Origin of the sequence: Pseudomonas sp. PGPPP1, from assembly GCF_002255865.1 — a bacterium.
Taxonomy (GTDB): domain Bacteria; phylum Pseudomonadota; class Gammaproteobacteria; order Pseudomonadales; family Pseudomonadaceae; genus Aquipseudomonas; species Aquipseudomonas cremoris.
This window is the reverse complement of sequence record NZ_NKIG01000004.1, coordinates 66411-90873: the sequence shown is the minus strand read 5'-3', so window position 1 is coordinate 90873 and position 24463 is coordinate 66411. Positions and strand designations below refer to the sequence as shown.

Genomic DNA, 24463 nt, shown 5'->3' with positions numbered 1-24463 from the left:
AATGCGCCGTTTGATCGCACCCGGCTGGCCCGGTAACTTGCTGGCCGTGGTGGCCGGCGCCATCACTACCCTGGCGCTGGCGCCATTCGATCTGTGGCCGTTTGCGCTGGTGGCCGTCGGATTGTTCTATATCGGGTTGCGGGAGCTGAGCCCACGCCAGGCCTTGGGTCGTGGCTGGTGCTTCGGTTTCGGTCTGTTCGGTGCCGGCACCAGCTGGATCTACTACAGCATCCACCACTTCGGCGGCGCTTCGGTGCTGCTGGCGGGTTTCCTGATGCTGTTGTTCACTGCCGCCATTGCCTGGTTCTTCGCGCTGCCCGCTTGGTTATGGGCGCGCTGGTTACGCCGCAATGAAGCACCGTTGGCCGACGCGCTGACTTTCGCAGCACTGTGGGTTGGCCAGGAAGCATTTCGCGGCTGGTTCCTTACCGGTTTCCCGTGGTTGTATTCCGGCTATAGCCAGCTTGACGGCCCCCTGACCGGCCTGGCGCCGGTAGGCGGGATGTGGCTGATTTCGTTTGCCCTGGCACTCACAGCAGCGCTGCTATGCAACCTGCCACGCCTGCTGGCCAGCAAGCGCAATGCCTTTATCGGCGCGGGCCTGGTACTGCTGGTCGCACCTTGGGCCATCGGCCTGGCCCTCAAGCACCATGCCTGGACCACGCCTTCCGGCGCGCCACTGACCGTGGCTGCTATCCAGGGCAACGTCGAGCAGAGCATGAAATGGGACCCGGAACAGCTCAATGCGCAGTTGGCGCTGTACCGCGACATGAGCTTCAGCTCCAAACCGGTTGACCTGCTGGTGTGGCCGGAAACCGCAGTACCGGTACTCAAGGAGTCCGTCGAGGGCTACCTGGGCATGATGGGCAAGTTCGCCGCAGACCGGCACACCGCGCTCATCACCGGCGTACCGATCCGCCAGGAAGTGCACCACCAGAAGCGCTACTTCAACGGCATTACCGTGGTCGGCGAAGGTGATGGCACCTACCTCAAGCAGAAGCTGGTGCCTTTTGGTGAATATGTACCGCTGCAAGACATGCTGCGCGGCCTGATCGCCTTCTTCGACCTGCCCATGTCCGACTTCGCCCGTGGCCCCGCCGACCAGGCGATGTTGCAGGCCAAGGGCTATCAAATCGCCCCCTTCATTTGCTACGAAGTGGTGTACCCCGAGTTCGCCGCCGGCCTGTCGGCCCAGAGCGACCTGCTGCTGACCATCAGCAACGACACTTGGTTTGGCCGCTCCATCGGCCCGCTGCAACACCTGCAAATGGCGCAGATGCGTGCGCTGGAGGCTGGCCGCTGGATGATCCGCGCCACCAACAACGGCGTGACCGGCCTGATCAACCCGTTTGGGCAGATCACCGCGCAGATCCCGCAGTTCGAACGCGGCATTCTTTATGGTGAAGTGGTGCCGATGCACAACCTGACGCCGTACCTGCAATGGCGTTCATGGCCGTTGATCATAGTGTGCCTGGTGTTGTTTGGTTGGGCGCTGCTGGCGGGTCGGATGGCGAAGACAGTTTAAAGAGCAGCACCAAACCAATGTGGTGTTATCGGTAAAACAATCGGTAACCCACCTGCCCCACCGCTTCATTGATCAACTGCCCACTGCGCCACACCGACACGAACTCCGGCATCCAACCACCCAGCGGTCGGGCATTGTCCACGCCGAGAAAACCCACCGGCGCGGGCACCACGGTAAAACCTGCCTTTTCAAAGCTCCACACTGAGCGTGGCATATGCCAGGCCTGGGTCACCACCACTACACGCTTGATGCCCTCGGGCAATAGAATCTCGGCGCTCATCTGCGCATTTTCCCAGGTGGTCCGACTGCGCTCTTCTTTCCAGCGCACCGTCACGCCGAAGTCATCCTGCATCGACACCGCCATCAATTCTGCCTCGCTGGGCGGCGTGCCGTAATGCAAGCCGCCAGTGGTCAGCACCGGCAGCCCGGATGCCTTGGCCAGTCGCGCCGCGTAGCGCTGGCGCTCAAGGCCTATACCGGTGGGCTGGTCGGAGCCCCAGGCCGGGTCACCGCGCTCGCGCCCCGAGCCCAATATCACGATGGCGTCTGCGCGCTGGGCCAGGGTCGACCAGTCTTCACGCGCCAGCGGCGGCTCGGTCTCCAGCGCCCGCGCGCCCCACTCCACCATCACCGGCAGGCTCATTAGCCACATCCCGCCAAAACCCAGGGCAAAACAAAGCCCGGCCAGACGCGGGCGGCTTCGGCGAAACCACCAGGCAAGCGCCAACAGCAGCAAAAGAATGCCGGGGGGCAACAACAATTGTTTGATGAAATAACGAAAAGGCATCGGGCATCTCCAAAGATGCCCGAAGCCTAGATGCAACGGGATTTAGCGACAATCTTTACCAGCACATTTTGAGAAGGCTTATGGAAAACAATGTTTTTCACTTCCACCGTACGGCCCGAAGTTTTTCCGGCCCGCGACCTGTGGAAAAGTCCTTCAGCCAGATCACCTTGGCCGAACGCGAGGGCTCTTGGGCTGGCGGGGAGGCCTGCCCAGGAGAGGCGTGGTGGTGATGCAATTCCAGGTAGCCCTTGATCAGTTCAAGCTCTGCCTGGCTCAAGCCTCGCAACTCCAGCTCCTGAGGCCGCTCATCACGCAATCGGCCTGCGGTTCTTGCTGCATCCAATGCCCGACCCAAACGGTCGATCAGCCCTTCATACAACTGCGGTTTCGTTAAAGTTCGCTGCGATTCAACCATCCCCTCACCTCATTGAAGATATGACTCATTCCCCAATAAACAGCGTAGTCCCCACGGCTGCACCTGCCTGGCGCCGCGACAGACGGCCCCTGCCGCGCAATCAGGGTTTCCCTCGATAGAGTGGGGTCATGTATGCTACGGCGCTTCCTGTAACTCCACTTCCCGCAGGGTTTGGGCACGGACGCGCCGCTTTTTGGTGTCGATGGACCTGAATGTTGCACCGAAGAGGATTAGGCCACCCCTATTCAGTTCAAAAGTAGCCATGCACGAACAATATCAGCCCCGTGAAATAGAAAACGCCGCCCAAACTTTCTGGGACGAGCAAAAGTCCTTTGAAGTCAGTGAACAGCCAGGCAAGGAGACTTACTACTGCCTATCGATGTTCCCTTACCCCAGCGGCAAGCTACACATGGGGCACGTGCGCAACTACACCATCGGTGACGTGATTTCCCGCTACCAGCGCATGCAAGGCAAGAACGTCCTGCAACCCATGGGTTGGGACGCCTTCGGCATGCCGGCGGAAAACGCCGCGATGAAAAACAACGTGGCTCCCGCCAAGTGGACCTACGAAAACATCGCCTACATGAAGACCCAGCTGCGCAGCCTGGGCCTGGCCGTGGACTGGTCCCGCGAAGTGACCACCTGCAAGCCGGATTACTACCGCTGGGAACAATGGCTGTTCACTCGCCTGTTCGAAAAAGGCGTGATCTACCGCAAGAACGGCACCGTGAACTGGGACCCGCTCGACCAGACCGTACTGGCCAACGAGCAGGTGATCGACGGTCGCGGCTGGCGCTCCGGTGCGCTGATCGAAAAGCGCGAAATCCCGATGTACTACTTCAAGATCACCGCCTACGCGGATGAACTCTTGTCGAGCCTCGACGATTTGCCGGGCTGGCCTGAACAGGTCAAGACCATGCAGCGCAACTGGATCGGCAAGTCCAAGGGCATGGAAGTGCAGTTCCCGTACAACGTCGATTCCATCGGCGCAGCGGGCGCACTCAAAGTCTTCACTACCCGTCCAGACACCTTGATGGGCGCAACCTACGTTGCCGTGGCCGCTGAGCACCCGCTGGCGACCCAGGCTGCACAGAACAACCCTGAGCTGCAGGCTTTCATCGCCGAATGCAAAGGCGGCAGCGTGGCCGAAGCCGACGTTGCCACCCAAGAGAAAAAGGGCCTGCCGACTGGCCTGTTCGTCGAGCATCCGCTGACTGGCGAGAAGCTGCCAGTATGGGTCGCCAACTACGTGCTGATGCATTACGGCGATGGCGCTGTAATGGCAGTGCCGGCCCACGACGAGCGCGACTTTGAATTCGCCACCAAATACAACCTGCCGATCAAGTCGGTGGTGCGCACCAGTTCCGGTGAAACCAACCCGGCTCCGTGGCAAGACGCCTACGGCGAACACGGCACCCTGATCAATTCTGGCGAGTTCGACGGCCTGGATTTCCAAGGTGCCTTCGACGCCATGGAAGTTGCATTGATCAAGAAGAACCTGGGCGCCTCGCGCACCCAGTTCCGCCTGCGCGACTGGGGCATCAGCCGCCAACGCTATTGGGGCTGCCCGATCCCGATCATCCACTGCGCCACCTGTGGCGACGTGCCGGTACCGGAAGACCAACTGCCGGTCGTACTGCCGGAAGACGTAGTGCCGGACGGCGCCGGTTCGCCGCTGGCGCGCATGCCTGAGTTCTACGAGTGCAGCTGCCCGAAATGCGGCCAGCCTGCCAAGCGTGAAACCGACACCATGGACACCTTCGTCGAGTCGTCGTGGTACTACGCCCGCTACGCCTCGCCGCACTACGAGGGTGGCCTGGTGGAGAAATCCGCAGCTGACCATTGGCTGCCGGTGGACCAATATATCGGCGGTATCGAGCACGCCATCCTTCACCTGCTGTACGCGCGCTTCTTCCACAAGCTGATGCGTGACGAAGGCCTGGTGAGCTCCGATGAGCCGTTCAAGAACCTGCTGACCCAAGGCATGGTGGTCGCCGAGACTTACTATCGTCGCGAAGCCAACGGCGCCTACACCTGGTTCAACCCGGCCGACGTCGAGCTTGAGCGTGACAGCAAAGCCAAGGTCATCAGCGCCAAGCTGATCGCCGACGGCCTGCCGGTAGAAATCGGTGGCACCGAGAAAATGGCCAAGTCGAAGAACAACGGCGTTGACCCACAGTCGATGATCGATCAGTTCGGCGCCGACACCTGCCGCCTGTTTATGATGTTCGCCTCGCCGCCTGACATGAGCGCCGAATGGTCCGACTCCGGCGTCGAAGGCTCGCACCGCTTCCTCAAGCGCGTCTGGCGCCTGGCTCACGCCCATATCAGCCAAGGCTTGCCGGGCAAACTGGACGTGGCCGCCCTGAGCGACGAGCAGAAAGCCATTCGCCGCAGCACCCACCTGGCCATCAAGCAAGCCAGCCAGGATGTGGGCCAGAACCACAAGTTCAACACCGCCATCGCCCAGGTGATGACGCTGATGAACGTGCTGGAAAAAGCCCCGCAGGCCACCGAACAGGATCGCGCACTGGTACAGGAAGGCCTGGAAACGGTCACCCTGCTGCTGGCGCCAATCACGCCGCACATCAGCCACGACCTGTGGAACCGCCTGGGTCACAGCGACGCCGTCATCGACGCCCGCTGGCCGGTGCAAGATGACAGCGCACTGGTTCAGGACACGCTGCAACTGGTGATTCAGGTCAACGGCAAGCTGCGTGGCCAGATCGACATGCCTGCCAGCGCCACCCGCGAAGAAGTCGAAGCCGTCGCACGCGTCAACGAGAACGTGCTGCGCTTCACCGAAGGCCTGACGATCCGCAAAGTGATCGTGGTGCCTGGCAAACTGGTCAATATCGTCGCTAGCTAATCGGATCGGGCGCAGGGTTCAAACCCTGCGCCGAACAAAGCCTTCAGGGCCTCGATAAGGCCCACATGGTTTCAAGGGGAGCAACAAAATGATCAAACGCAATCTGCTGGTTATGGGCCTTGCCGTACTGCTGAGCGCTTGCGGCTTCCAGCTGCGCGGTACCGGCACCAATAACCTGTCGATCAAGGAACTGGACGTCAGCGCCCGCGACGCCTACAGCCAAACCGTGACCCAACTGCGCCAGGTTCTGGAAAACAGCGGTGTGCACGTTTATACCGGCGCGACCTACAAGCTGTTCCTGGCCAACGAACAAGAAACCCAGCGTAACCTGAGCTACGCCAGCGCCGGTCGTGCGTCTGATATCGAACTGAGCACCACGCTCAACTTCGAAATCCAGGGCCGCGACCATCTGCCGCTAATGGGTGACAAGATCCAGGTGCAGAAAATCGTGAGCCATGACGGCAACAACCTGGTGGGTTCGGACTCCGAAGTCATCCAGGTACGCAAAGAAATGCGTCGTGAACTGGTGCAACGTATGGTCCAGCGCCTGTCGATGCTGACCCCGGAACAACTTGAGACCTTGCAGCAAGCTGCTGACAACAAGGCCAAGGCTGACGCCGACGCGCTGAAAGCCGCGCAAGAGTACGAAGACAACACGCCGAAACAATCGCCTGTTGAAGTTCCTGTCGAGTAAGCCAAACGGGGCGCCCCAAGCGCCCCGTTTACCCTGCCTATGAAACTCGCCCCCGCCCAACTCGCCAAACACCTGCAAGGTGGCCTCGCGCCTGTCTACATCGTCAGCGGTGATGACCCGTTGCTGTGCCAGGAAGCCGCCGACGCCATTCGCACCGCCGCGCGCCAGCAAGGTTTCGATGAACGCCAGGTGTTCGCCGCCGACGCCAGTTTCGACTGGGGTACGTTGCTGCAGGCCGGCGCGAGCATGTCGCTGTTCGCCGAAAAACGCTTGCTGGAACTGCGTCTGCCGTCGGGCAAGCCAGGCGACAAAGGCGCAGCCGCGCTGATGGAGTATTGCTCGCGCCCCGCCGAAGACACGGTACTGCTGATCAGCTTGCCCAAGCTTGATGGCAGCGCGCAGAAAACCAAGTGGGGCAAGGCCTTGGTAGAAGGGGCGCAAACCCAGTTCATCCAGATCTGGCCGGTAGACAGCAATCAATTGCCGCAGTGGATTCGCCAGCGCTTGTCCCAATCGGGGCTCTCGGCGACTCAGGACGCGGTGGAGTTGATCGCCGCCCGGGTCGAGGGCAACTTGCTTGCCGCGGCCCAGGAGATCGAAAAGCTCAAGTTGATGGCTGAAGACGGGCAGATCACCGTCGAAACCGTGCAGGGCGCCGTAGCGGACAGTGCGCGGTTTGACGTGTTCGGCTTGGTGGATGCGATTCTCAACGGCGAACCCGCCCACGCCCTGCGCATGCTCGAGGGCCTGCGTGGTGAGGGCGTAGAACCTCCGGTGATTCTCTGGGCCTTGGCCCGGGAGCTACGGGTATTGGCCAATATTGCCCTGCAATACAGCCAAGGTACGCCGCTGGACAAATGTTTCAGCCAGGCACGCCCCCCGGTGTGGGACAAACGCAAACCGCTGATGAGCAAGGCACTGCAACGGCACTCGGCGCAACGCTGGGCGCAACTGTTGCTGGAAGCGCAGCGCATTGACGCGCAGATCAAGGGCCAGGCGGCCGGTTCGCCGTGGATGAGCCTGAGCCGGTTGTCGCTGTTGATGGCTGGTCAGCGCCTGACTCTTCCCGCCGAATAAACTCCTCCAGCTCCTACCTTGAGTGCCTTCCAGGTGATCTTGTGAAGTTTCCTACCTATTGCAGGGCTTTACAGCGCTCAAACTTCGGCAGATGATTTGCACCGCTTCAACCCACCCAGAGAGTAACGAGCATGAGCAAAAAGCCATCCAAGCATGGCCCCAACAAGGCCAAATCCATCATCGCCCAGCCACTGTTCCGCAGCCGTCAGGAACGCGCCGGCAAGGGCAAAGGCAGCTACCGCCGCGAAGCCTTCCAGTCTAATAGCTGGGAGGCTTCTTACTTTCTGGCTGCCTGAAGGCAAGCCCCCCTCTGACATGATAAGGTCTGTTCCTGATTTGTAACCCCTGGACCTGTGCATGCCCTCTTGTCTTTCCCGTCGTTGGCACCTTCGCCAATTGATCGCTGCCTCCAGCCTCATTCTGCTAGTCGCCTGCGCGGAAAAACCCACCGCTGCCGACGCTCAACCCCTGCCGCCACTCCAGACCGCACCGGTCGTGGCTCCCGCTGTCGTGGCTCCTTTGGCGGTGGACAACCTAGATATTCAACCGACCCAGACTTTTGCCGAATGGCAGGCCGGTTTCCGCGAACAAGCGTTGAAGGCCGGCATCACAGCTGCCGTGTTCGACACTGCCTTCGCCAATGTCACCCCTGACATGGCGGTGATCCGCGCCGACCGCAGCCAGCCGGAATTCTCTCGCCCGGTGTGGGAATACCTCGACGGCGCCCTGTCGCCACTGCGCGTGCGCAATGGCCAGGCGTTGCTGGTGAAATACGCCGATATCCTGCAGAAAATCGAAGACCGCTACGGCGTTGATCGCCAAGCACTCGTCTCGGTATGGGGCATGGAAAGCAATTTCGGCCAGTTCCAGGGCAATAACTCGGTGATCCGCTCCCTGGCGACCTTGGCCTACGAGGGCCGCCGCCCGGCGTTCGCCCAGGCTCAACTGCTGGCAGCGCTGCAGATCATCCAGCACGGCGACATCTCCGCCGATCAGATGAAAGGCTCCTGGGCCGGCGCCATGGGCCAGACCCAATTCATCCCGACCACCTACAACACCCACGCCGTCGACTTCGATGGTGACGGTCGCCGCGACATCTGGAACAGCCCGACCGATGCCCTCGCCTCTACCGCGCATTACCTGCAAAGCTCCGGCTGGCAGAAAGGCCAGCCGTGGGGGTTTGAAGTGCAGCAATTGCCGGCGAACTTCGATTACGCGCTGGCCGATGGCGGCATCCGCAAAACGGTCGCTGACTGGCTGAAACTGGGTATCCAACTGCCACCGGGCGCGAGCATGCCGCCCAACGTCGACCAACTGTCTGCTGCCCTGTTGCTGCCGGCGGGCTACCGTGGCCCGGCGTTCCTGGTGCTGGACAACTTCCGCGCGATCCTCAAGTACAACAACTCGTCGTCCTACGCACTGGCGGTTGGCCTGTTGTCGGAACGCTTCGCGGGGGGTGGTGTGATTCGTGGCGATTGGCCAAAAGATGAGCGGCCGCTGAGTCGTTCCCAGCGCATTGATTTGCAGACGGCGCTGAGCGCTAAGGGTTATGACGCGGGCAACCCGGATGGGATTATCGGTGCCAATACGCGTAAGGCGATTCGTGCGGCGCAGCAGGCGTTGGGCTGGCCGGCGGATGGGTATCCGACGGTGAAGCTTTTGGAGTCGTTGCAGGACCGTTAAATCTGCAGATGGCGACTGCCGCTATCGCAGGCAAGCCAGCTCCCACATTGGAATGCATTCTCCTGTGGGAGCTGGCTTGCCTGCGATGGCAATTGACCAGACAACACCGGCCTCAGGGCCTAACCACTACATCCTGCTCCAACACCACCCGCTGCTCCCCCGCATCCAACCGCACCAACGCCCCCATCGGCAACGTCAGGTTCGGGTCACAATGCCCACTGCGCCACCCCGCCAACACCGGAATGCACAGCGGTTCAAAGGTCTGCTTGAGCAACTGCTCCAACGCAACCTGGTCCACACCGGCCACATCCCCCACCAGCACGCCCGCCACTTGAGCGAGCTTGCCTGCCAAGCGCAGGTGCGTCAGCAAGCGGTCGATACGGTAGATCGGCTCGTTGACGTCTTCGATCAGCAAGATGATGCCTGCGGCGTCGATCTCAAAAGCGGTTCCCATCACCGCTGCGATCATCGACAGGTTGCCCCCCAGCAAACGCCCACAGGCAATGCCAGGTGCAATAGTGGTCAACGGGTAGGCCACCGGGTGCGCCAGCACGCTGCCAACGCCCAGTTGGCCGCGCAGCATGCTGAACAGTGAAGACTCGGTGGGTTGTTGCTTGTCGCCCAGCAGGTCGACTTTGAACATCGGCCCGTGGAACGTCACGAAGCCCGCGTACCGGCTGATAGCCAGGTGCACGGCGGTAAGGTCGCTATAGCCTACGAATGGCTTGGGGTTTTTGCGTAGCAGGCCAAAGTCCAAGCGGTCGAGCAGGCGTGGTGTGCCATAACCGCCGCGCAGGCAGAAGATTGCATCGATGTCGGGATCGGCGAAGGCGGCATGGAGGTCGTTGAGGCGGGTGTCGTCGCTGCCGGCCAGATAGCCATCGCGCTCAAACACGCCCGGGAAAATACGCAGGTTGTAGCCGCGATTACGCACCCATTGTGCGGCTTTTTCGGCGTCCAGTTCGGCCGGGCCTGCGGGGGCGATCAGGGCGATGGTGCCTTCGGGGCGCAATGCAGGTACGGCAACTGCTGGTTCAGTGCTCATCCATGGACTCCCTATCTATAACGCAGAACGAAATGTGGGAGCTGGCTTGCCTGCGATGCAGGCACCTCGGTGTATCAGTTGCACCGAGGTGATGCTATCGCAGGCAAGCCAGCTCCCACACAAGTCCGCTCCCAGCTTTGAGCAGCGGTATTTACGAAACCAGGCTCGCCTTGACCAGCTTGGCCTGCTCGTCAGCGTGGTACGACGAACGTACCAACGGGCCCGACGCAACGTTCTTGAAGCCCATCTTGTAACCTTCCTCGGCGAACCAGGCAAAGGTGTCCGGGTGTACAAAACGCTGCACCGGCAAGTGGCTACGGGACGGTTGCAGGTACTGGCCCAGGGTCAGCATGTCGATGTCGTGTTCGCGCATGCGCTTCATGACTTCGATCACTTCTTCGTCGGTCTCACCCAGGCCCAGCATCAGGCCGGATTTGGTCGGGATGTGCGGCATCATCTGCTTGAATTTCTGCAGCAGAGTCAGCGACCACTGATAGTCCGAACCCGGACGCGCAGCCTTGTACAGGCGTGGCACGGTTTCCAGGTTGTGGTTGAACACATCCGGCGGCTCGGCAGCGGTAATTTCCAGCGCCACGTCCATACGGCCACGGTAGTCCGGGACCAGGGTTTCGAGCATCACGTTTGGCGACAGCTTGCGGATTTCGCGGATGCAGTCGGCAAAGTGCTGGGCACCGCCGTCACGCAGGTCGTCGCGGTCTACCGAGGTGATCACCACGTACTTGAGGCGCAGGTCGGCGATGGCGATGGCCAGGCTTTCCGGCTCGTTGACGTCCAGAGGTTTTGGTCGGCCGTGGCCAACGTCACAGAACGGGCAACGACGGGTGCAGATGTCACCCATGATCATGAAGGTGGCGGTGCCACCGGAGAAGCATTCGCCCAAGTTCGGGCAGGAGGCTTCTTCGCACACGCTGTGCAGCTTGTGCTTGCGTAGCAGCGCCTTGATACGGTCGACTTCCGGCGAAACCGGGATGCGCACGCGGATCCAGTCGGGTTTCTTCGGCAGTTCGGTGGTCGGAATGATCTTCACCGGGATGCGTGCAACCTTCTCGGCGCCGCGCAGCTTGACGCCGGCTTCCACCTTGGCACGCGGGGCCGGGGCCGGACGGTCGGTAACGTCCACCGTCGGGATCATGGTTTGCACTGCATCAGTAGTCATAATCAGTCGATTCCGCCCGTAAGGGTCGTCTGCTCAGCATAGTCGAGGTGTTTGACGAGCTGCGCACGCAGCCGGGCACTTACCTCGGCAAATTTAATCGGTGTGGCGTGCTCGCTCAGTTGGGTCATCGCCAACCCGGCATAACCACACGGGTTGATCCGCCGGAACGGCGCCAGGTCCATGTCCACGTTCAAGGCCAGGCCATGAAAGGAACATCCGTGGCGTATCCGCAGCCCCAGGGAGGCGATTTTCGCGCCATCCACATACACACCGGGTGCATCGGGTTTGGCCGCGGCGGTCACGCCGTAACTGGCCAACAGTTCGATCAGGCAAGCCTCCATACGGCTGACCAGATCGCGCACGCCAAAACCCAGCTTGCGCACGTCCAACAATAGGTATGCGACAAGTTGTCCGGGGCCATGGTAAGTCACTTGGCCACCTCGGTCGACCTGCACCACCGGAATATCACCCGGAACCAACAAGTGCTCGGCCTTTCCGGCCTGACCCTGAGTGAATACCGGCGGGTGTTCCACCAGCCAGATTTCATCGGGGGCCGACGTGCCGCGCTCGTTGGTGAACCGCTGCATGGCGTGCCAGACGGGCTCATAGTCCATCTGGCCGAGCTCGCGAAAGCCCAGGACCTGTGACATCACAACACCATGTGCACGAAGCCGGTGGCCCGCAGTTCGCTGTTGATGTCGTAGAGCTGTTCTTGACCGGTCGCAACGATGTGCAACTGGATCGTCGTGTACTTACCGTTGGTGCTGGAGCGCTCGTCCACACGGTTGTCGTTGATCGTCGCGTGTTTACGCACAATCTCGAGGATCTTGTCTTTGTTGCCCACACCGGTATCGCTGATCACTTTGACGGGATAGTCCGTCACTGGGAATTCGATCTTTGGCGCCTTTACTTCTTTATCGGTCATGGCGTAACGGCCTCGTAAGCGTAAGCCGTGGCGACGGGCAAAGCCCCGTGTCGGATCAACACGGGGCTTTGCAGGTGCACACTTATCAGTTGAACAAGCTGTAGAAGAATAGACGGATGCTATCCCAGACGCGGCGGAAGATACCACCTTCGTCGACGGCGTCCAGAGCGATCAGGTCAGCGCTGTGCACGACCTTGTCGTCCAGCTTGACTTCGACCTTACCGATCACGTCACCCTTGGCGATTGGGGCAACCAGGTGCGGGTTCATGGTCATGCTGGCAGCGAGCTTTTTCAGCTGGCCTTTAGGCATGGTCAGGGTCAGGTCTTCAGCCAGGCCAGCCTTGACCTGAGAGGTTGCGCCCTTCCAGACCGGAGCGGTCGCAAGCTCGGCACCCTTCTGATAAAAGGTCTGGGTTTCGAAGAAACGGAAACCGTAGGTCAGCAGTTTTTGCGTCTCGGCCGCACGGGCCTGCTCGCTATTGGTGCCGAATACCACGGCGATCAGGCGCTGGCCATCACGTACAGCCGAGGACACCATGCAGTAGCCAGCTTCGTCGGTGTGACCGGTTTTCAGACCGTCAACGGTCTTGTCACGCCACAGCAGCAGGTTGCGGTTAGGTTGCTTGATGTTGTTCCAGAAGAATTCCTTCTGGGAGTAGATCGCGTAGTGCACCGGGTCAACACGAATGATCGCGCGCGCCAGGATCGCCATGTCGTGAGCCGACGAATAGTGCTCAGGGTTTGGCAGACCGGTTGGGTTCATGAAGTGGCTGTTGGTCATGCCCAGGTCAGTCACGGTTTTGTTCATCATGTCGGCGAACGCGTCTTCGCTGCCGGCGATGTGCTCGGACAGCGCCACGCTGGCGTCGTTGCCGGATTGGATGATGATGCCGTGCAGCAGGTCGCTGACAGTCACCTGCGAGCCAACCTTGATGAACATCCGCGAACCGCCGGTACGCCAGGCGTTTTCGCTGACGGTAACCGGGTCGTTCTCGCCGATCTGGCCGCGACGAATTTCCAGGGTCGCGATGTAGGCGGTCATCAGCTTGGTCAAGCTGGCCGGTGGCAGGCGCTGGTCACCGTTGTTCTCGACCAGCACGTTGCCGCTGGCGGCATCCATGAGGACCCAGGCCTTGGCAGCCAGTTGCGGGGAAGCCGGCACCATTTCAACCGCCCAGGCGGCCGGGGTGATGATCAGCGAAAGAAGCAGGCACGTGCGTTTGGCTAAGGTGGTGATGTTCATCCGTCTCTCGAAATTGCTTATGGAAACTTGCCCTCGCGGGCAAAACTATTCAGACAGCCCGCTTCCAGACTGTCGCGTGTTCGGTTGCCCGCTCACCCCTTGCCCCTGGGTTTTTATTGTTCAACGAGCCAACAACCCCGGCTCAAGCCCACGTTCAGGCCTGAACCTTCAATCTTTTGTTATTCGGCGGTGACCACACTGGGTTGTCCCAGGTTGGCCAGGCGCACGCTGTTCTGCACTTGTGCGACTTCGCTTGGTGAGCCAATCGGCCCCATGCGTACACGGTGCAGGGTCTGCTGGTTACGCACGATGGAACTGATGAACACCGGCGCGTTGACCATGCCACTGAGCTTCGACCTTAGCAGCTCTGCCGCATCCGGGTTGGCAAATGCGCCAACCTGCAGGTATTGCCCACCGGCCATGGAAGCACCCGGTGCTGCATGGGGCACCACCACCGTATCCGGCGCGTGCTGTGCCGGTGGCGGCGTCCACTGTTCGATCTTGCCTGCCGACGCCGTCACTTGCGGCTGCGGGGTTTGCGGCTCGTTGAGCATCAACGGCGCCGGTTTGCCACGCTGGGCCCAGTATTGCGCCGGGTCGATGCCTTCGACCTTGACCCGCGCGGTACCGGTTTCGGCGTAGCCAAGTTTCTTCGCCGCCGCGTAGGACAAGTCGATGATGCGGTCCGAGTAGAACGGCCCACGGTCGTTGACCCGCAGGATCACGGTGCGGTTGTTGTCCAGGTTGGTCACGCGTACATAGCTGGGCAGCGGCAGGGTCTTGTGCGCCGCGCTCATGCCGTAGAGGTCATACACTTCGCCGTTGGCAGTGTTCTGGCCATGGAACTTGGTGCCGTACCAGGACGCCGTGCCCGACTGGACATAGGTCTTGGATTCCTGCAGCGGGAAGTAGGTCTTGCCCAGCACGGTATACGGGTTGGCCTTGTAGGCTCCGGTGTGCAGGGTCGGGGTGGCATCCGGAATTTTCGAGACGTCCACATCCCACCACGGCGCGCCGTCTTTGTGGGCGCGGTTGATGTCCAGGCCCGGTTGGGAACGCACAGCGGTCCCGCCCTTCTGCGCCGGACCACGGCTGGTGGAACAACTGACGACCAGCAGGGACAACGCGGCAAACGCCACCAGCTTGAGCGGATTTTTGATCGACGATACCCGCATTACTTGGTGCCCCGTGCTTGGACCAGCATGTCTGACAGCTGATGCACGGCCATGGCGTACATCACACTGCGGTTATAACGCGTGATTGCGTAGAAATTCTTCAGGCCCATCCAGTATTCCGGGCCGTTTTCGCCTTCGAGACGGAACGCCGTCACCGGCATGTCGTCGCGTGGCGCATTCTGACCCGACCAGCCCAGCGCCCGCAACTCCCCGACCGTCTTGACCGGCTCGATGCCCTGGGTCAGGCCTTCATCGGCACGCTCCCCGCTGACATCGGCGCGAACCACCACCGGTTCGCCGGCGACCCAGCCATGGCGCTTGAAGTAACTCGCCACACTGCCGATGGCATCATCCGGGTTGCTCCAGATGTTGATGTGGCCGTCACCGTCAAAGTCCACCGCGTAGGCGCGAAAGCTGCTTGGCATGAACTGCGGCAAGCCCATCGCACCGGCGTAGGAGCCCTTGAGGGTCAGCGGATCGACCTGTTCTTCGCGGGCCAGCAACAGGAACTCGCGCAGCTCCTTGCGGAAGAATTCGGCGCGCGGCGGGTAATCGAAGCCCAGGGTCGACAATGCGTCGATCACCCGATAGCTGCCGGTATTGCGCCCGTAGAAGGTTTCGATGCCAATGATCGCGACAATCACCTGGGCCGGTACGCCGTATTCCTGCTCGGCGCGGGCCAGCACTGCCTCATGCTGGCGCCAGAAATCCACACCCCGCGCCACGCGGGCGTCGGTGAGGAACATCGGGCGATATTCCTTCCACTGCTTCACGCGCTCGGCCGGACGGGAAATCGCATCGAGGATCGCCTGCTTGCGCTGGGCCTCGCGGAACACGCCCATCAGTTGTTCACCGGCGAAACCGTAGTCGCGGGTCATTTCACCGACAAATTCGGCGACCTGGGGTGAACCATCGTAGTCACCGGCCTGCGCCTCTTGCGTCGCGCCCAGCAGGCCAATCAGGCCCATCCAGGACGCATGCCGAGTCGCCCAGCCGCGCATTACTTGCATTGACATCTTCACCTTATTCAAACCTGTGCGATCCATTTGCGATGCGTATGAATCGACATCAAAACCCCAAACGCTGACAGCAATGTCACCAGCGAAGTTCCGCCGTAGCTAATGAATGGCAACGGCACCCCAACCACCGGCAGCAGGCCACTGACCATACCGATGTTGACGAAAACGTAAACAAAAAAAGTCATGGTCAAGGCGCCGGCCAGCAGTTTGCCGAACAGCGTCTGCGCCTGGGCGGTAATCACCAGGCCCCGACCAATCAACAGCAGGTAGATCAGCAGCAGCGCGCAAATGCCCACCAGGCCGAACTCTTCGCCCATCACCGCAATAATGAAGTCGGTGTGGCTTTCCGGCAGGAAGTCCAGGTGCGACTGGGTACCCAGCAGCCAGCCCTTGCCAAATACGCCGCCGGAACCGATGGCCGCCTTGGACTGGATAATGTTCCAACCGGTGCCCAGCGGGTCGCTTTCCGGGTCAAGGAACGTGAGGATCCGCTGCTTCTGATAGTCATGCATAAAGAAGAACCACATGGCCACGGCCACGGGTACGGCGGCGGCCAGCACGCTGAGGATCCAGCGCCAGCGCAAGCCACCCATGAACAGCACGAACGCACCGCCGGCGAGAATCAACAACGAGGTGCCAAGGTCCGGCTGGCGCACGATAAGGATGAACGGTATGCCGATCAGGATCAGGCTGATCCCCACGTGCTTGAGCTGCGGCGGCAAAGTGCGCTTGGACAGGTACCAGGCAATCGTCGCCGGCATCAGGATCTTCATGAATTCCGACGGCTGGAAGCGAATCACCCCCGGAATGTTGATCCAACGGGTCGCGCCCATGGCGTTGTGGCCCATGACGTCCACCACCACCAGCAGCAACACACCGGCGACATACCCCAGCGGCACCCAGCGCGCCATGAAGCGCGGTTCCAACTGGGCAATCACCACCATCGACAACAGGCCCAGGCCGAACGACGAAGCTTGCTTGATCAGCAGGTCCCAGTTCTTGCCGCTGGCGGAATAAAGGACGAACAGGCTGCCGGCTGCCAGGGTCAGCAGCAGGATCAACAGCGGGCCATCGATGTGCATGCGCTGCAGCAACGTCGCACGGCGACGCATCACATCCTCGCTGGAGAGGATGCGGTCAAAATTACTCTTCACTGGCCGTAACCTCGGTGCTTGAAGGGGGGCCGCCATATTCGGGCTTGAGCCTGCCGTCGTCGGCCAACAACCAGGCGTCCATCACCTGGCGCACCACAGGGGCAGCAACGCCGGAACCGGACTCACCGTTCTCGACCATTACCGCCACCACGATTTTCGGGTCATCCGCCGGCGCGAAGCCGACAAACAAGGCGTGGTCGCGGTGGCGCTCCTGGACCTTGGTGCGGTCGTATTTTTCGCCCTGCTTGATCGCGACGACCTGGGCGGTACCGCTCTTGCCGGCAATCCGGTATTGCGCGCCGATGGCCGCTTTGCGTGCGGTGCCCCGGGCACCGTGCATCACTTGCTGCATGCCGTGGTTGACCTTGGTCCAGTCGGACGGGTCGCGCAGCACGATGTCGGGGATCGGGTTTTCATCCAAAGGCTTCTCGCCCTCGATGGTCTTGGCCAGGTGCGGACGGTTCCAGATGCCTTTATTGGCCACCAACGCGGTGGCCTGGGCCAGTTGCAACGGAGTGGCCTGCATATAGCCCTGGCCGATCCCGAGGATCAGGGTTTCGCCCGGGAACCAGGCCTGGCGGCGAGTTGCACGCTTCCATTCCCGCGATGGCATCAGGCCAGGAGACTCCTCGAACATGTCCAGGGAGACTTTCTGGCCAAGGCCGAACTTGCCCATATAGGCAGACAGCCGGTCGATGCCCAGCTTGTGCGCCAGGTCGTAAAAATAGGTGTCGTTGGAGCGCATGATCGCGGTGTCCAAGTCGACATAGCCGTCACCGGTGCGGTTCCAGTTACGGTATTTGTGATCGTAGTTGGGCAGCATGTAGTAGCCCGGGTCGAACACTCGGCTGGAGGCCGTGACCACGCCCGCGTCCAGGCCGGCAATTGCCACCGCTGGCTTGATGGTCGAGCCCGGTGGATACAGCCCGCGCAATACGCGGTTGAACAGCGGCCGATCGATCGAATCGCGCAATTCGGCGTAAGCCTTGAAGCTGATACCGGTGACGAACAGGTTGGGGTCGAAGCTTGGCTGGCTGACCATGGCCAGTACTTCACCGGTGTTCGGGTCCAGCGCAACCACTGCGCCCCGCCGACCACCCAGGGCCATTTCGGCTGCTTCCTGCAACTTGATGTCCAGGCTCAGCACGATGTCCTTGCCCGGCACCGGATCAGTCCGCTTGAGCACCCGCAACACACGACCGCGCGCGTTGGTCTCGACCTCCTCGTAACCCACCTGGCCATGCAGTTCGGGCTCGTAGAAACGCTCCACGCCGGTCTTGCCGATGTGGTGCGTGCCACTGTAGTTCACCGGGTCGAGGCTTTTCAGCTCTTTCTCGTTGATCCGCCCCATGTAGCCGACAGAGTGGGCAAAGTGCGGGCCTTGCGGGTAGTGCCGCACCAGCTGCGCCACCACTTCCACACCCGGCAACCGGAACTGGTTCACTGCGATCCGTGCGATCTGCTCTTCGGTCAACTCAAACAGGATCGGCACCGGCTCAAATGGCCGACGCCCCTGTTTCATGCGTTTCTCGAAGACCACTCGATCTTCCGGTGTCAGTTGCAGCACCTCGACGATCACATCGAGGATCTGCTGCCAGTCACCAGAGCGTTCGCGGGTCATGCTCAGGCTGAAGCTGGGCCGGTTGTCCGCGACCACCACGCCATTGCGGTCGAAAATCAGCCCACGGGTCGGTGGAATCGGCTGCACGTGCACCCGGTTGTTTTCCGACAATGTGGAGTGATAGTCGTACTGGATCACCTGCAGGAAATACAGGCGGGCAATCAGCACTCCGAGCAGGACCACCACCAGAACGGCACCAAACACGACACGAGCGCGTACCAGACGTGCGTCTTTCTCGTGGTCCTTGATGCGGATCGGCTGGGTCATCGGGAGGGGCGCAGATTATTTGTGGTAAGGGTGCCCGGACAGAACTGTCCAGGCGCGATACAGCTGTTCACCGATCAGGATCCTTACCAACGGGTGCGGCAACGTCAGCGCCGACAGCGACCAGCGCTGATCGGCTCGCGCGCAGACTTCCGGCGCCAGCCCTTCAGGGCCGCCAACCATGAAGTTGACCGTACGCGAATCCAGGCGCCAGCGATCCAGTTCCACCGCCAATTGCTCGGTGCTCCAGGGTTTGCCGTGCACTTCAAGGGTGACGATGCGCTCGTTGGGGCCGACCTTGGCCAACATGGCTTCGCCTTCCTGACGGATAAAGCGCGCCACATCGGCATTCTTGCCCCGGGTGTTGAGCGGTATCTCTACCAGTTCCAGCGACAACTCAGCGGGCAGACGCTTGGCATACTCGTGCCAGCCTTCTTCCACCCACTTAGGCATGCGTGAACCGACAGCAATAAGACGCAGGCGCACAGCCGTTCCTTATTCCTGGTCTTTATTGAGCTTGTCGAAGTGCGCGTGGCCCACTTCCGGGCTGTGGTGCTTGCCGTCAGCGGCACGGCTCTGCTCGGCGCCTTTCCACAGACGCTCCAGGTCGTAGAACTGGCGAGCGTTGGAGGTCATCATGTGAACGATCACGTCGTCCATGTCCAGCAGCACCCAGTCGCTGTCGCCCTTGCCTTCTTCACCCAGCGGCTTCACGCCTTGGGCTTTGACGGCTTCACGGACCTTGTCCAGCATCGCGCCGATCTGGCGGTTCGAAGTACCGGTGGCGATGATCATGTAGTCGGTGATGCTCTGCTTGTCGCGCACGTCCAGCACCTGGATGTCCTGGGCTTTAACGTCTTCCAGGGCAGCCACGGCGACTTTTACCAGCTCTTCGCCAGCCAGCTCAGGGCCAACGTGTGCTTCTACCGGCAGCGGGGCGCTTTTGAAGGTGCCTTTGCGCTTAACTTTGCTTACGTCTTTGTTCGTCATATAAAACTCGTTTTGCTCGTATGTTCGGGCGCTCGCTGCACGACTGTTCGTGCGTTCAAGCGCGCCTTTTCAGTTCGACGCACGGTAAAGTCCGTGCGCATCGATGTAGGCCAGGACCGCGTCAGGCACCAGGAAACGTACCGACTTACCGCTGGCCAGCAGTTGACGGATCTGGGTGGCGGACACCGCAAGCGGGGTCTGCCAGACGAATGCAATATTCCCGCTCGGTCCGGTCAGGGCCAAGGGGTCACTTACCGACCGCGCGGCCAGCAGGTTGCGCAAGGCATCCGGCGGTTCGCTGTCGGCATCCGGGCGTTGCAAAACCAGGATGTGGCAATGCTGGAGGAGTTCCTCCCAGCGATGCCAAGAGGGCAGGCCGCAAAATGCGTCCCAGCCCAAAAGCAGAAACAACTGGTCGTCTGCGGCCATTTCAGCGCGCATCACTTCCAGGGTATCGACAGTGTAGGACGGTTTATCACGCTTGAGTTCGTGGTCGTCCACCACCAGCGGCGCTATGCCTTCCACCGCCAAGCGCACCATTTCCAGGCGTTGTTGCGCCGATACCTGCGGTGTATCGCGATGAGGCGGCCGCGCGTTGGGCATCACGCGCAGTTCATCCAGCGCGAGGGCATCCGCGACTTCCAGGGCACTGCGCAAATGGCCAATGTGCACGGGGTCGAAGGTACCGCCGAGCAGCCCGATGCGTTTAGCCATCAAGTGCGCACATGACCGTCGCCGAACACTACGTACTTCTCGCTGGTCAGGCCTTCCAGGCCAACCGGGCCGCGTGCGTGCAGCTTGTCGGTGGAGATACCGATCTCCGCCCCCAGGCCGTACTCGAAGCCATCGGCAAAGCGCGTCGAGGCGTTGATCATCACCGAAGCGGAATCCACTTCGTTGAGGAAACGCCGTGCATCGCTGAAATGCTCGGAGACAATGGCGTCGGTGTGCTTGGAGCCGTAGGTGTTGATGTGCTCGATGGCCTCGTCCAGGTCGTCGACAATCTTGATCGACAGGATCGGCGCCGTGTATTCGGTGTACCAATCCAGCTCGGTCGCTTCGATCACGTCCGCGCCCAGCAACGCACGGGTACGCTCGCAACCACGCAATTCCACACCTTTGTCACGGTAGATGGCAGCCAGCGGCGGCAACACGCGCTCGGCAATGCCTGCGTGCACCAGCAGGGTTTCCATGGTGTTGCACGGGGCATAGCGGTGGGTCTTGGCGTTGTCGGCGATGCGGATCGCCTTGTCGATGTCGGCGGCGATGTCGATGTACACGTGGCAAACGCCGTCCAGGTGCTTGATCACCGGCACCTTGGCATCACGGCTCACGCGTTCAATCAAGCTCTTGCCACCGCGCGGCACGATCACGTCGACGAACTCCGGCATGGTGATCAGCGCGCCAACGGCGGCGCGGTCAGTGGTTTCCACCACTTGCACCACTTCGGCAGGCAACTCGGCCACGGCCAGGCCCTGCTGGATGCAGGCTGCAATGGCACGGTTGGAATTGATTGCCTCGGAACCGCCACGCAGGATGGTGGCGTTGCCGGACTTGAGGCACAGGCTCGCGGCGTCGATGGTCACGTTCGGGCGCGACTCATAGATGATGCCGATCACGCCCAGGGGCACGCGCATCTTGCCGACTTGGATGCCCGACGGCAGGTAGCGCATATCGCGGATTTCACCGATGGGGTCAGGCAGCTTGGCTACCTGACGCAGGCCTTCGATCATGTCGTCGATACGTGCCGGGGTCAGCGCCAGGCGGTCCAGCAGGGCCGGCTCCAGGCCATTGGCGCGGCCGTTGGCCAGGTCCAGTTCGTTGGCGGCGGTGAGCTCGGAGCGCGAAGCATCCAGAGCGTCGGCGGCCGCCAGCAGGGCACGGTTCTTCTGCGCGGTGCTCGCACGGGCGATCAAACGCGAGGCCTGACGGGCAGCGCGACCCAGGCGGGTCATGTAGTCAAGAACGGACTCAGTCATGGTCAGGGAGTCTTGGCAGGGAGGAAAGCGGCAGATTATAGCTGTGACGCCGCTCGACTGACAGCGGTGAGGGGCGGATGGTCGAAATGAACTGTAAAAACATGGGGTTCAGCGGTAATTAAGGTGGGAGTTGTTATTATTCCGTCACATTTAGCCGTATCAACCCCTGACCGCCATGCCAAGTTCAGCGCCACAACCTCCCGCAAGTGCCCTGCCCGACAGCTTCTTCGACCGCGATGCGCAAATTCTTGCGCGAGAATTACTCGGAAAAGTCATACGCCATCGTGTCGGCGAAATCTGGCTTTCGGCGCGAATTATTGAAACCGAAGCCTATTACGTGGCCGAAAAAGGCAGCCACGCCTCACTCGGCTACACAGAAAAGCGTAAGGCTTTGTTTCTGGATGGCGGCCACATCTACATGTACTACGCCCGTGGCGGTGACTCACTGAACTTCAGTGCTCAGGGGCCGGGCAACGCCGTGCTGATCAAATCGGCCTATCCCTGGGTCGATGATTTGTCCGGCCCGGCCAGCCTGGCGCAGATGCTGCTGAACAACCCGGATGCCAATGGCCACCCTCGCCCGTCGCAAAAGCTGTGTGCAGGCCAGACGTTGCTGTGCAAAGCCTTGGGTTTGAAAGTGCCGATGTGGGATGCCAAACGCTTTGATCAGGAATTGCTCTATGTCGAGGATGTCGGCCAGACACCCACACAGATTATCCAGACCACCCGCCTGGGCATCCCGAGCGGGCGTGACGGGCATTTGATGTATCGCTTTGTAGATGCCGGCTACGCGCCTTACTGCACACGGAACCCGCTGCGTCGGGGCCAAGTCGAAGGCCGGGACTATTTTTTGATTTGAAACAGCTCCCTGCCCTGTAGGAGGGAGATGTTTTATAGATGGAGTTGAGTGTATGGGCCAATGGCTCGATAGCATTACCGGCTGGCTGACCCTGAACCCACAATGGCTCGCGGTAGCGGTGTTTATCGTCGCCTGCGTGGAATGCCTGGCCATTGCCGGGTTGATCGTGCCCGGCACGGTGTTGCTGTTTGCCATTGCCGCGCTGGCCGGCAGCGGCGCGCTGTCCTTGAGCGAAACCCTGCTGCTGGGTTTTCTCGGCGGCCTACTGGGTGACGGCGTTTCCTACTACCTTGGCCGACACTTCCACCAGAACATCCGGCGCCTGCCAGGCCTGCGCCATCACCCGGAATGGATGAACGGCGCAGAAACCTACTTCCATAAGTACGGCATCGCCAGCCTTTTGGTAGGACGCTTCATCGGCCCTTTGCGCCCCATGCTGCCCATGGTGGCCGGGATGTGCGACATGCCCTTCCCGCGCTTCGCCGCCGTGAGCATCCTGGCTGCCGCCGGTTGGTCGGTGGCTTATCTGCTACCGGGCTGGGCGACCGGCGCTGCGTTCCGCCTGCCGCTGCCGGAAGGTTTCTGGCCGGAGGCGGGGATTGTCGCGGCCTCAATTGCCGTGCTGCTGGGGCTGAGTTTGAACAGCAGCCTGCGTGGCCATCGTCGTGCGACGTTATGGGTAGGCTGCGCCAGCCTGACGCTATTGATCGCACTGTTTATTGGCTACCCGCACCTCAATGACTTTGATCAGGGCTTGAGCGCCCTGGTGCAAGAGCACCGCAGCCCTTGGCTGGACGAAGTGATGGTGCGGATTACCCAACTGGGCGAGTTCAAGAAAATGTTCGTTGCCAGTGCCGTATTCACGGGCCTGCTGTTGCTGGCGCGGCAATGGCGCCACGCGCTGTTTGTCGGCGCCACGCTGGCAGGTGCGGCGGTGATCAACACCGGGACCAAGCTGTTTTTCGCCCGTGGCCGCCCGGAAATTCTTACGGACCCGCTGACCAGTTTCAGCATGCCCAGTGGTCATGCCTCAGGCTCTTTTGCATTCTTCCTGGCGCTGGCGGTGCTGGCTGGTTGCGGTCAGCCCACGCGCCTGCGCATGACCTGGCTGCTGCTGGGCTGCATTCCCGCCGCGTTTATTGCATTGTCGCGGGTGTACCTCGGCGCGCACTGGCCCACTGACATCCTGGCCGGCACGCTACTGGCAATGACGGTATGCGCATTCAGCCTGACAGCCTTCCAACATCGCAGCCCACTGCCACCGCTGCCACGAAAAACCTGGTGGCTGTTGCTGCCCGTTGTGGTGGCAGTACTCAGTTTCATCGCGCTGACCGGCAGCGCCCATGCCCTGTTGCGGTATGCCTATTAAGTGAACAACTCGCCCTGCAGCTCATCGAGCAACATCTGGATCGCATCCAGGCGCTGTTGGGGATCGTCGAGTTGCAGCAGGTCGACCTTGTCGGCCTCAGTGAAGGGCAACAGATACGCCAGCTGATTGCCCAGGGCTTGCTGCCCGTCGGCGTGGGCGTTCATGTCCAACGACGCAACCATGGGGTGTTCGGCCAGCGCCTGGAGCAGCGCCAGCAGGTCGGCGTCCTCTTCTTCGAGCGGCTGATCCGGCATTTCTTCGAGCCATTGCACTTGCGCCACCAGCAATTGGTCCTTCTGCACACCCGCATCGCGCACGCGGAATCTGCGCCCGCCTTCGACGCGGATCCCCAGCAGGCCGTTGTCCTGTTGCTTGAAGTCGCGGATCAACGCTTCACAGCCGATCAATGCGTAGCCTTCCGGCGCAGTGCCCGCCTCCTGGCCTTCGAAGATGCACACGACACCGAAGCTTTCACCTTTCTTCATGCAACGGGCGACCATGTCCAGGTAGCGCGCCTCAAACAGTTGCAAGTCGAGGGTGCAGCCTGGGAACAGCACGGTGTTGAGCGGGAACAGCGCCAGACTCATAGAGGT

General features: G+C 61.1%; 24 protein-coding genes. 8 read left to right on the top strand and 16 right to left on the bottom strand.

Going from position 1 to position 24463, the window contains the following annotated elements:
• Position 1 precedes the first annotated feature (1 nt).
• The gene (gene lnt, locus CFE47_RS08025) at positions 2–1525 is read left to right on the top strand and encodes an apolipoprotein N-acyltransferase (RefSeq protein WP_286836206.1); all 1524 of its coding nucleotides are present in this window, start codon (positions 2–4) and stop codon (positions 1523–1525) included.
• Between the two features lie 25 nt (positions 1526–1550).
• Here lnt and CFE47_RS08020 read toward each other — a convergent pair whose 3' ends face one another.
• Together CFE47_RS08020 and CFE47_RS08015 are read right to left on the bottom strand one after the other, a co-directional pair.
• Positions 1551–2312, bottom strand: a complete 762-nt coding sequence (locus tag CFE47_RS08020; protein WP_286836205.1) for a YdcF family protein — start codon at positions 2310–2312, stop codon at positions 1551–1553.
• Between the two features lie 97 nt (positions 2313–2409).
• Complete coding sequence (locus CFE47_RS08015) at positions 2410–2727, bottom strand: hypothetical protein (RefSeq protein ID WP_286836204.1); 318 nt, start codon at positions 2725–2727, stop codon at positions 2410–2412.
• A gap of 262 nt (positions 2728–2989) precedes the next feature.
• On the opposite strand from CFE47_RS08015, the gene leuS reads away from it, so the two are divergent.
• From leuS to CFE47_RS07990, 5 genes are all read left to right on the top strand, one after another.
• A complete protein-coding gene (gene leuS / locus CFE47_RS08010; protein ID WP_185708602.1) occupies positions 2990–5596 on the top strand; it encodes a leucine--tRNA ligase in 2607 nt (868 codons plus the stop codon).
• 88 nt (positions 5597–5684) lie between these two features.
• Positions 5685–6290, top strand: coding sequence for an LPS-assembly lipoprotein LptE (locus CFE47_RS08005; protein ID WP_286836203.1), 606 nt, complete (start codon positions 5685–5687; stop codon positions 6288–6290).
• 39 nt (positions 6291–6329) lie between these two features.
• On the top strand, positions 6330–7367 hold the full coding sequence (gene holA, locus CFE47_RS08000; protein ID WP_286836202.1) for a DNA polymerase III subunit delta: 1038 nt from the start codon (positions 6330–6332) through the stop codon (positions 7365–7367).
• Between the two features lie 131 nt (positions 7368–7498).
• Entirely contained in the window at positions 7499–7663 is a 165-nt protein-coding gene (gene arfA, locus CFE47_RS07995) for an alternative ribosome rescue factor ArfA (protein WP_003176285.1), read from the top strand.
• A 61-nt stretch (positions 7664–7724) separates the two neighbouring features.
• Positions 7725–9050 carry a lytic murein transglycosylase gene (locus tag CFE47_RS07990; RefSeq protein WP_286836201.1) on the top strand — a complete coding sequence of 442 codons (1326 nt, stop codon included), beginning with the start codon at positions 7725–7727 and terminating at the stop codon, positions 9048–9050.
• Positions 9051–9162: 112 nt separating this feature from the next.
• Here the strand turns inward: CFE47_RS07990 and CFE47_RS07985 are convergent, their stop codons facing one another.
• The 13 genes from CFE47_RS07985 to CFE47_RS07925 all read right to left on the bottom strand — a co-directional run bounded on the left by CFE47_RS07985 (position 9163) and on the right by CFE47_RS07925 (position 21642).
• On the bottom strand, positions 9163–10095 hold the full coding sequence (locus CFE47_RS07985) for a S66 peptidase family protein (RefSeq protein WP_286836200.1): 933 nt from the start codon (positions 10093–10095) through the stop codon (positions 9163–9165).
• Between the two features lie 151 nt (positions 10096–10246).
• Complete coding sequence (lipA, locus tag CFE47_RS07980; RefSeq protein WP_017735632.1) at positions 10247–11248, bottom strand: lipoyl synthase; 1002 nt, start codon at positions 11246–11248, stop codon at positions 10247–10249.
• Positions 11249–11274: 26 nt separating this feature from the next.
• Positions 11275–11922: a lipoyl(octanoyl) transferase LipB gene (gene lipB / locus CFE47_RS07975; RefSeq protein ID WP_286836199.1), complete on the bottom strand. Its 648-nt coding sequence runs from the start codon at positions 11920–11922 to the stop codon at positions 11275–11277.
• A complete protein-coding gene (locus tag CFE47_RS07970; protein WP_185708608.1) occupies positions 11922–12197 on the bottom strand; it encodes a DUF493 domain-containing protein in 276 nt (91 codons plus the stop codon). The genes lipB and CFE47_RS07970 overlap by 1 nt, the downstream gene beginning before the upstream one ends.
• Positions 12198–12282: 85 nt before the next feature.
• A complete protein-coding gene (locus CFE47_RS07965; RefSeq protein ID WP_185708609.1) occupies positions 12283–13440 on the bottom strand; it encodes a D-alanyl-D-alanine carboxypeptidase family protein in 1158 nt (385 codons plus the stop codon).
• Positions 13441–13619: 179 nt separating this feature from the next.
• The gene (locus CFE47_RS07960; protein WP_185708610.1) at positions 13620–14615 is read right to left on the bottom strand and encodes a septal ring lytic transglycosylase RlpA family protein; all 996 of its coding nucleotides are present in this window, start codon (positions 14613–14615) and stop codon (positions 13620–13622) included.
• A complete protein-coding gene (gene mltB / locus CFE47_RS07955; protein ID WP_286836198.1) occupies positions 14615–15625 on the bottom strand; it encodes a lytic murein transglycosylase B in 1011 nt (336 codons plus the stop codon). The genes CFE47_RS07960 and mltB overlap by 1 nt, the downstream gene beginning before the upstream one ends.
• Before the next feature lie 17 nt (positions 15626–15642).
• A complete protein-coding gene (gene rodA / locus CFE47_RS07950; RefSeq protein WP_174244894.1) occupies positions 15643–16746 on the bottom strand; it encodes a rod shape-determining protein RodA in 1104 nt (367 codons plus the stop codon).
• Between the two features lie 31 nt (positions 16747–16777).
• Positions 16778–18676 (bottom strand): penicillin-binding protein 2, encoded by a 1899-nt coding sequence (mrdA, locus tag CFE47_RS07945; RefSeq protein WP_286836197.1) that lies wholly within the window; start codon positions 18674–18676, stop codon positions 16778–16780.
• 15 nt (positions 18677–18691) lie between these two features.
• Positions 18692–19159, bottom strand: coding sequence for a 23S rRNA (pseudouridine(1915)-N(3))-methyltransferase RlmH (rlmH, locus tag CFE47_RS07940; RefSeq protein ID WP_003176297.1), 468 nt, complete (start codon positions 19157–19159; stop codon positions 18692–18694).
• A 9-nt stretch (positions 19160–19168) separates the two neighbouring features.
• Positions 19169–19663, bottom strand: coding sequence for a ribosome silencing factor (rsfS, locus tag CFE47_RS07935; RefSeq protein ID WP_003237041.1), 495 nt, complete (start codon positions 19661–19663; stop codon positions 19169–19171).
• 69 nt (positions 19664–19732) lie between these two features.
• The gene (gene nadD, locus CFE47_RS07930) at positions 19733–20377 is read right to left on the bottom strand and encodes a nicotinate-nucleotide adenylyltransferase (protein ID WP_286836196.1); all 645 of its coding nucleotides are present in this window, start codon (positions 20375–20377) and stop codon (positions 19733–19735) included.
• Positions 20377–21642 carry a glutamate-5-semialdehyde dehydrogenase gene (locus CFE47_RS07925; RefSeq protein WP_185708614.1) on the bottom strand — a complete coding sequence of 422 codons (1266 nt, stop codon included), beginning with the start codon at positions 21640–21642 and terminating at the stop codon, positions 20377–20379. Before CFE47_RS07925 ends, nadD begins: the two co-directional genes overlap by 1 nt.
• Before the next feature lie 175 nt (positions 21643–21817).
• Here CFE47_RS07925 and CFE47_RS07920 point away from each other — a divergent pair, with 175 nt between their 5' ends.
• Positions 21818–22501, top strand: a complete 684-nt coding sequence (locus CFE47_RS07920) for a DNA-3-methyladenine glycosylase (protein ID WP_286836195.1) — start codon at positions 21818–21820, stop codon at positions 22499–22501.
• A gap of 52 nt (positions 22502–22553) precedes the next feature.
• Positions 22554–23870 carry a bifunctional DedA family/phosphatase PAP2 family protein gene (locus CFE47_RS07915; protein ID WP_286836194.1) on the top strand — a complete coding sequence of 439 codons (1317 nt, stop codon included), beginning with the start codon at positions 22554–22556 and terminating at the stop codon, positions 23868–23870.
• On the opposite strand, the gene CFE47_RS07910 is transcribed toward CFE47_RS07915, so the two are convergent.
• Positions 23867–24457: an LON peptidase substrate-binding domain-containing protein gene (locus tag CFE47_RS07910; RefSeq protein ID WP_286836193.1), complete on the bottom strand. Its 591-nt coding sequence runs from the start codon at positions 24455–24457 to the stop codon at positions 23867–23869. The genes CFE47_RS07915 and CFE47_RS07910 overlap by 4 nt on opposite strands.
• Positions 24458–24463 lie beyond the last annotated feature (6 nt).

What these genes read in the sequence shown, in the direction of transcription:
- lnt (WP_286836206.1), top strand. Translation starts at nt 2, where the DNA reads ATGCGCCGTTTGATCGCACCCGGCTGGCCCGGTAACTTGCTGGCCGTG.
- CFE47_RS08020 (WP_286836205.1), bottom strand. Translation starts at nt 2,312, where the DNA reads ATGCCTTTTCGTTATTTCATCAAACAATTGTTGTTGCCCCCCGGCATT.
- CFE47_RS08015 (WP_286836204.1), bottom strand. Translation starts at nt 2,727, where the DNA reads ATGGTTGAATCGCAGCGAACTTTAACGAAACCGCAGTTGTATGAAGGG.
- leuS (WP_185708602.1), top strand. Translation starts at nt 2,990, where the DNA reads ATGCACGAACAATATCAGCCCCGTGAAATAGAAAACGCCGCCCAAACT.
- CFE47_RS08005 (WP_286836203.1), top strand. Translation starts at nt 5,685, where the DNA reads ATGATCAAACGCAATCTGCTGGTTATGGGCCTTGCCGTACTGCTGAGC.
- holA (WP_286836202.1), top strand. Translation starts at nt 6,330, where the DNA reads ATGAAACTCGCCCCCGCCCAACTCGCCAAACACCTGCAAGGTGGCCTC.
- arfA (WP_003176285.1), top strand. Translation starts at nt 7,499, where the DNA reads ATGAGCAAAAAGCCATCCAAGCATGGCCCCAACAAGGCCAAATCCATC.
- CFE47_RS07990 (WP_286836201.1), top strand. Translation starts at nt 7,725, where the DNA reads ATGCCCTCTTGTCTTTCCCGTCGTTGGCACCTTCGCCAATTGATCGCT.
- CFE47_RS07985 (WP_286836200.1), bottom strand. Translation starts at nt 10,095, where the DNA reads ATGAGCACTGAACCAGCAGTTGCCGTACCTGCATTGCGCCCCGAAGGC.
- lipA (WP_017735632.1), bottom strand. Translation starts at nt 11,248, where the DNA reads ATGATCCCGACGGTGGACGTTACCGACCGTCCGGCCCCGGCCCCGCGT.
- lipB (WP_286836199.1), bottom strand. Translation starts at nt 11,922, where the DNA reads ATGTCACAGGTCCTGGGCTTTCGCGAGCTCGGCCAGATGGACTATGAG.
- CFE47_RS07970 (WP_185708608.1), bottom strand. Translation starts at nt 12,197, where the DNA reads ATGACCGATAAAGAAGTAAAGGCGCCAAAGATCGAATTCCCAGTGACG.
- CFE47_RS07965 (WP_185708609.1), bottom strand. Translation starts at nt 13,440, where the DNA reads ATGAACATCACCACCTTAGCCAAACGCACGTGCCTGCTTCTTTCGCTG.
- CFE47_RS07960 (WP_185708610.1), bottom strand. Translation starts at nt 14,615, where the DNA reads ATGCGGGTATCGTCGATCAAAAATCCGCTCAAGCTGGTGGCGTTTGCC.
- mltB (WP_286836198.1), bottom strand. Translation starts at nt 15,625, where the DNA reads ATGCAAGTAATGCGCGGCTGGGCGACTCGGCATGCGTCCTGGATGGGC.
- rodA (WP_174244894.1), bottom strand. Translation starts at nt 16,746, where the DNA reads ATGCGTCGCCGTGCGACGTTGCTGCAGCGCATGCACATCGATGGCCCG.
- mrdA (WP_286836197.1), bottom strand. Translation starts at nt 18,676, where the DNA reads ATGACCCAGCCGATCCGCATCAAGGACCACGAGAAAGACGCACGTCTG.
- rsfS (WP_003237041.1), bottom strand. Translation starts at nt 19,663, where the DNA reads ATGACGAACAAAGACGTAAGCAAAGTTAAGCGCAAAGGCACCTTCAAA.
- nadD (WP_286836196.1), bottom strand. Translation starts at nt 20,377, where the DNA reads ATGGCTAAACGCATCGGGCTGCTCGGCGGTACCTTCGACCCCGTGCAC.
- CFE47_RS07925 (WP_185708614.1), bottom strand. Translation starts at nt 21,642, where the DNA reads ATGACTGAGTCCGTTCTTGACTACATGACCCGCCTGGGTCGCGCTGCC.
- CFE47_RS07920 (WP_286836195.1), top strand. Translation starts at nt 21,818, where the DNA reads ATGCCAAGTTCAGCGCCACAACCTCCCGCAAGTGCCCTGCCCGACAGC.
- CFE47_RS07915 (WP_286836194.1), top strand. Translation starts at nt 22,554, where the DNA reads ATGGGCCAATGGCTCGATAGCATTACCGGCTGGCTGACCCTGAACCCA.
- CFE47_RS07910 (WP_286836193.1), bottom strand. Translation starts at nt 24,457, where the DNA reads ATGAGTCTGGCGCTGTTCCCGCTCAACACCGTGCTGTTCCCAGGCTGC.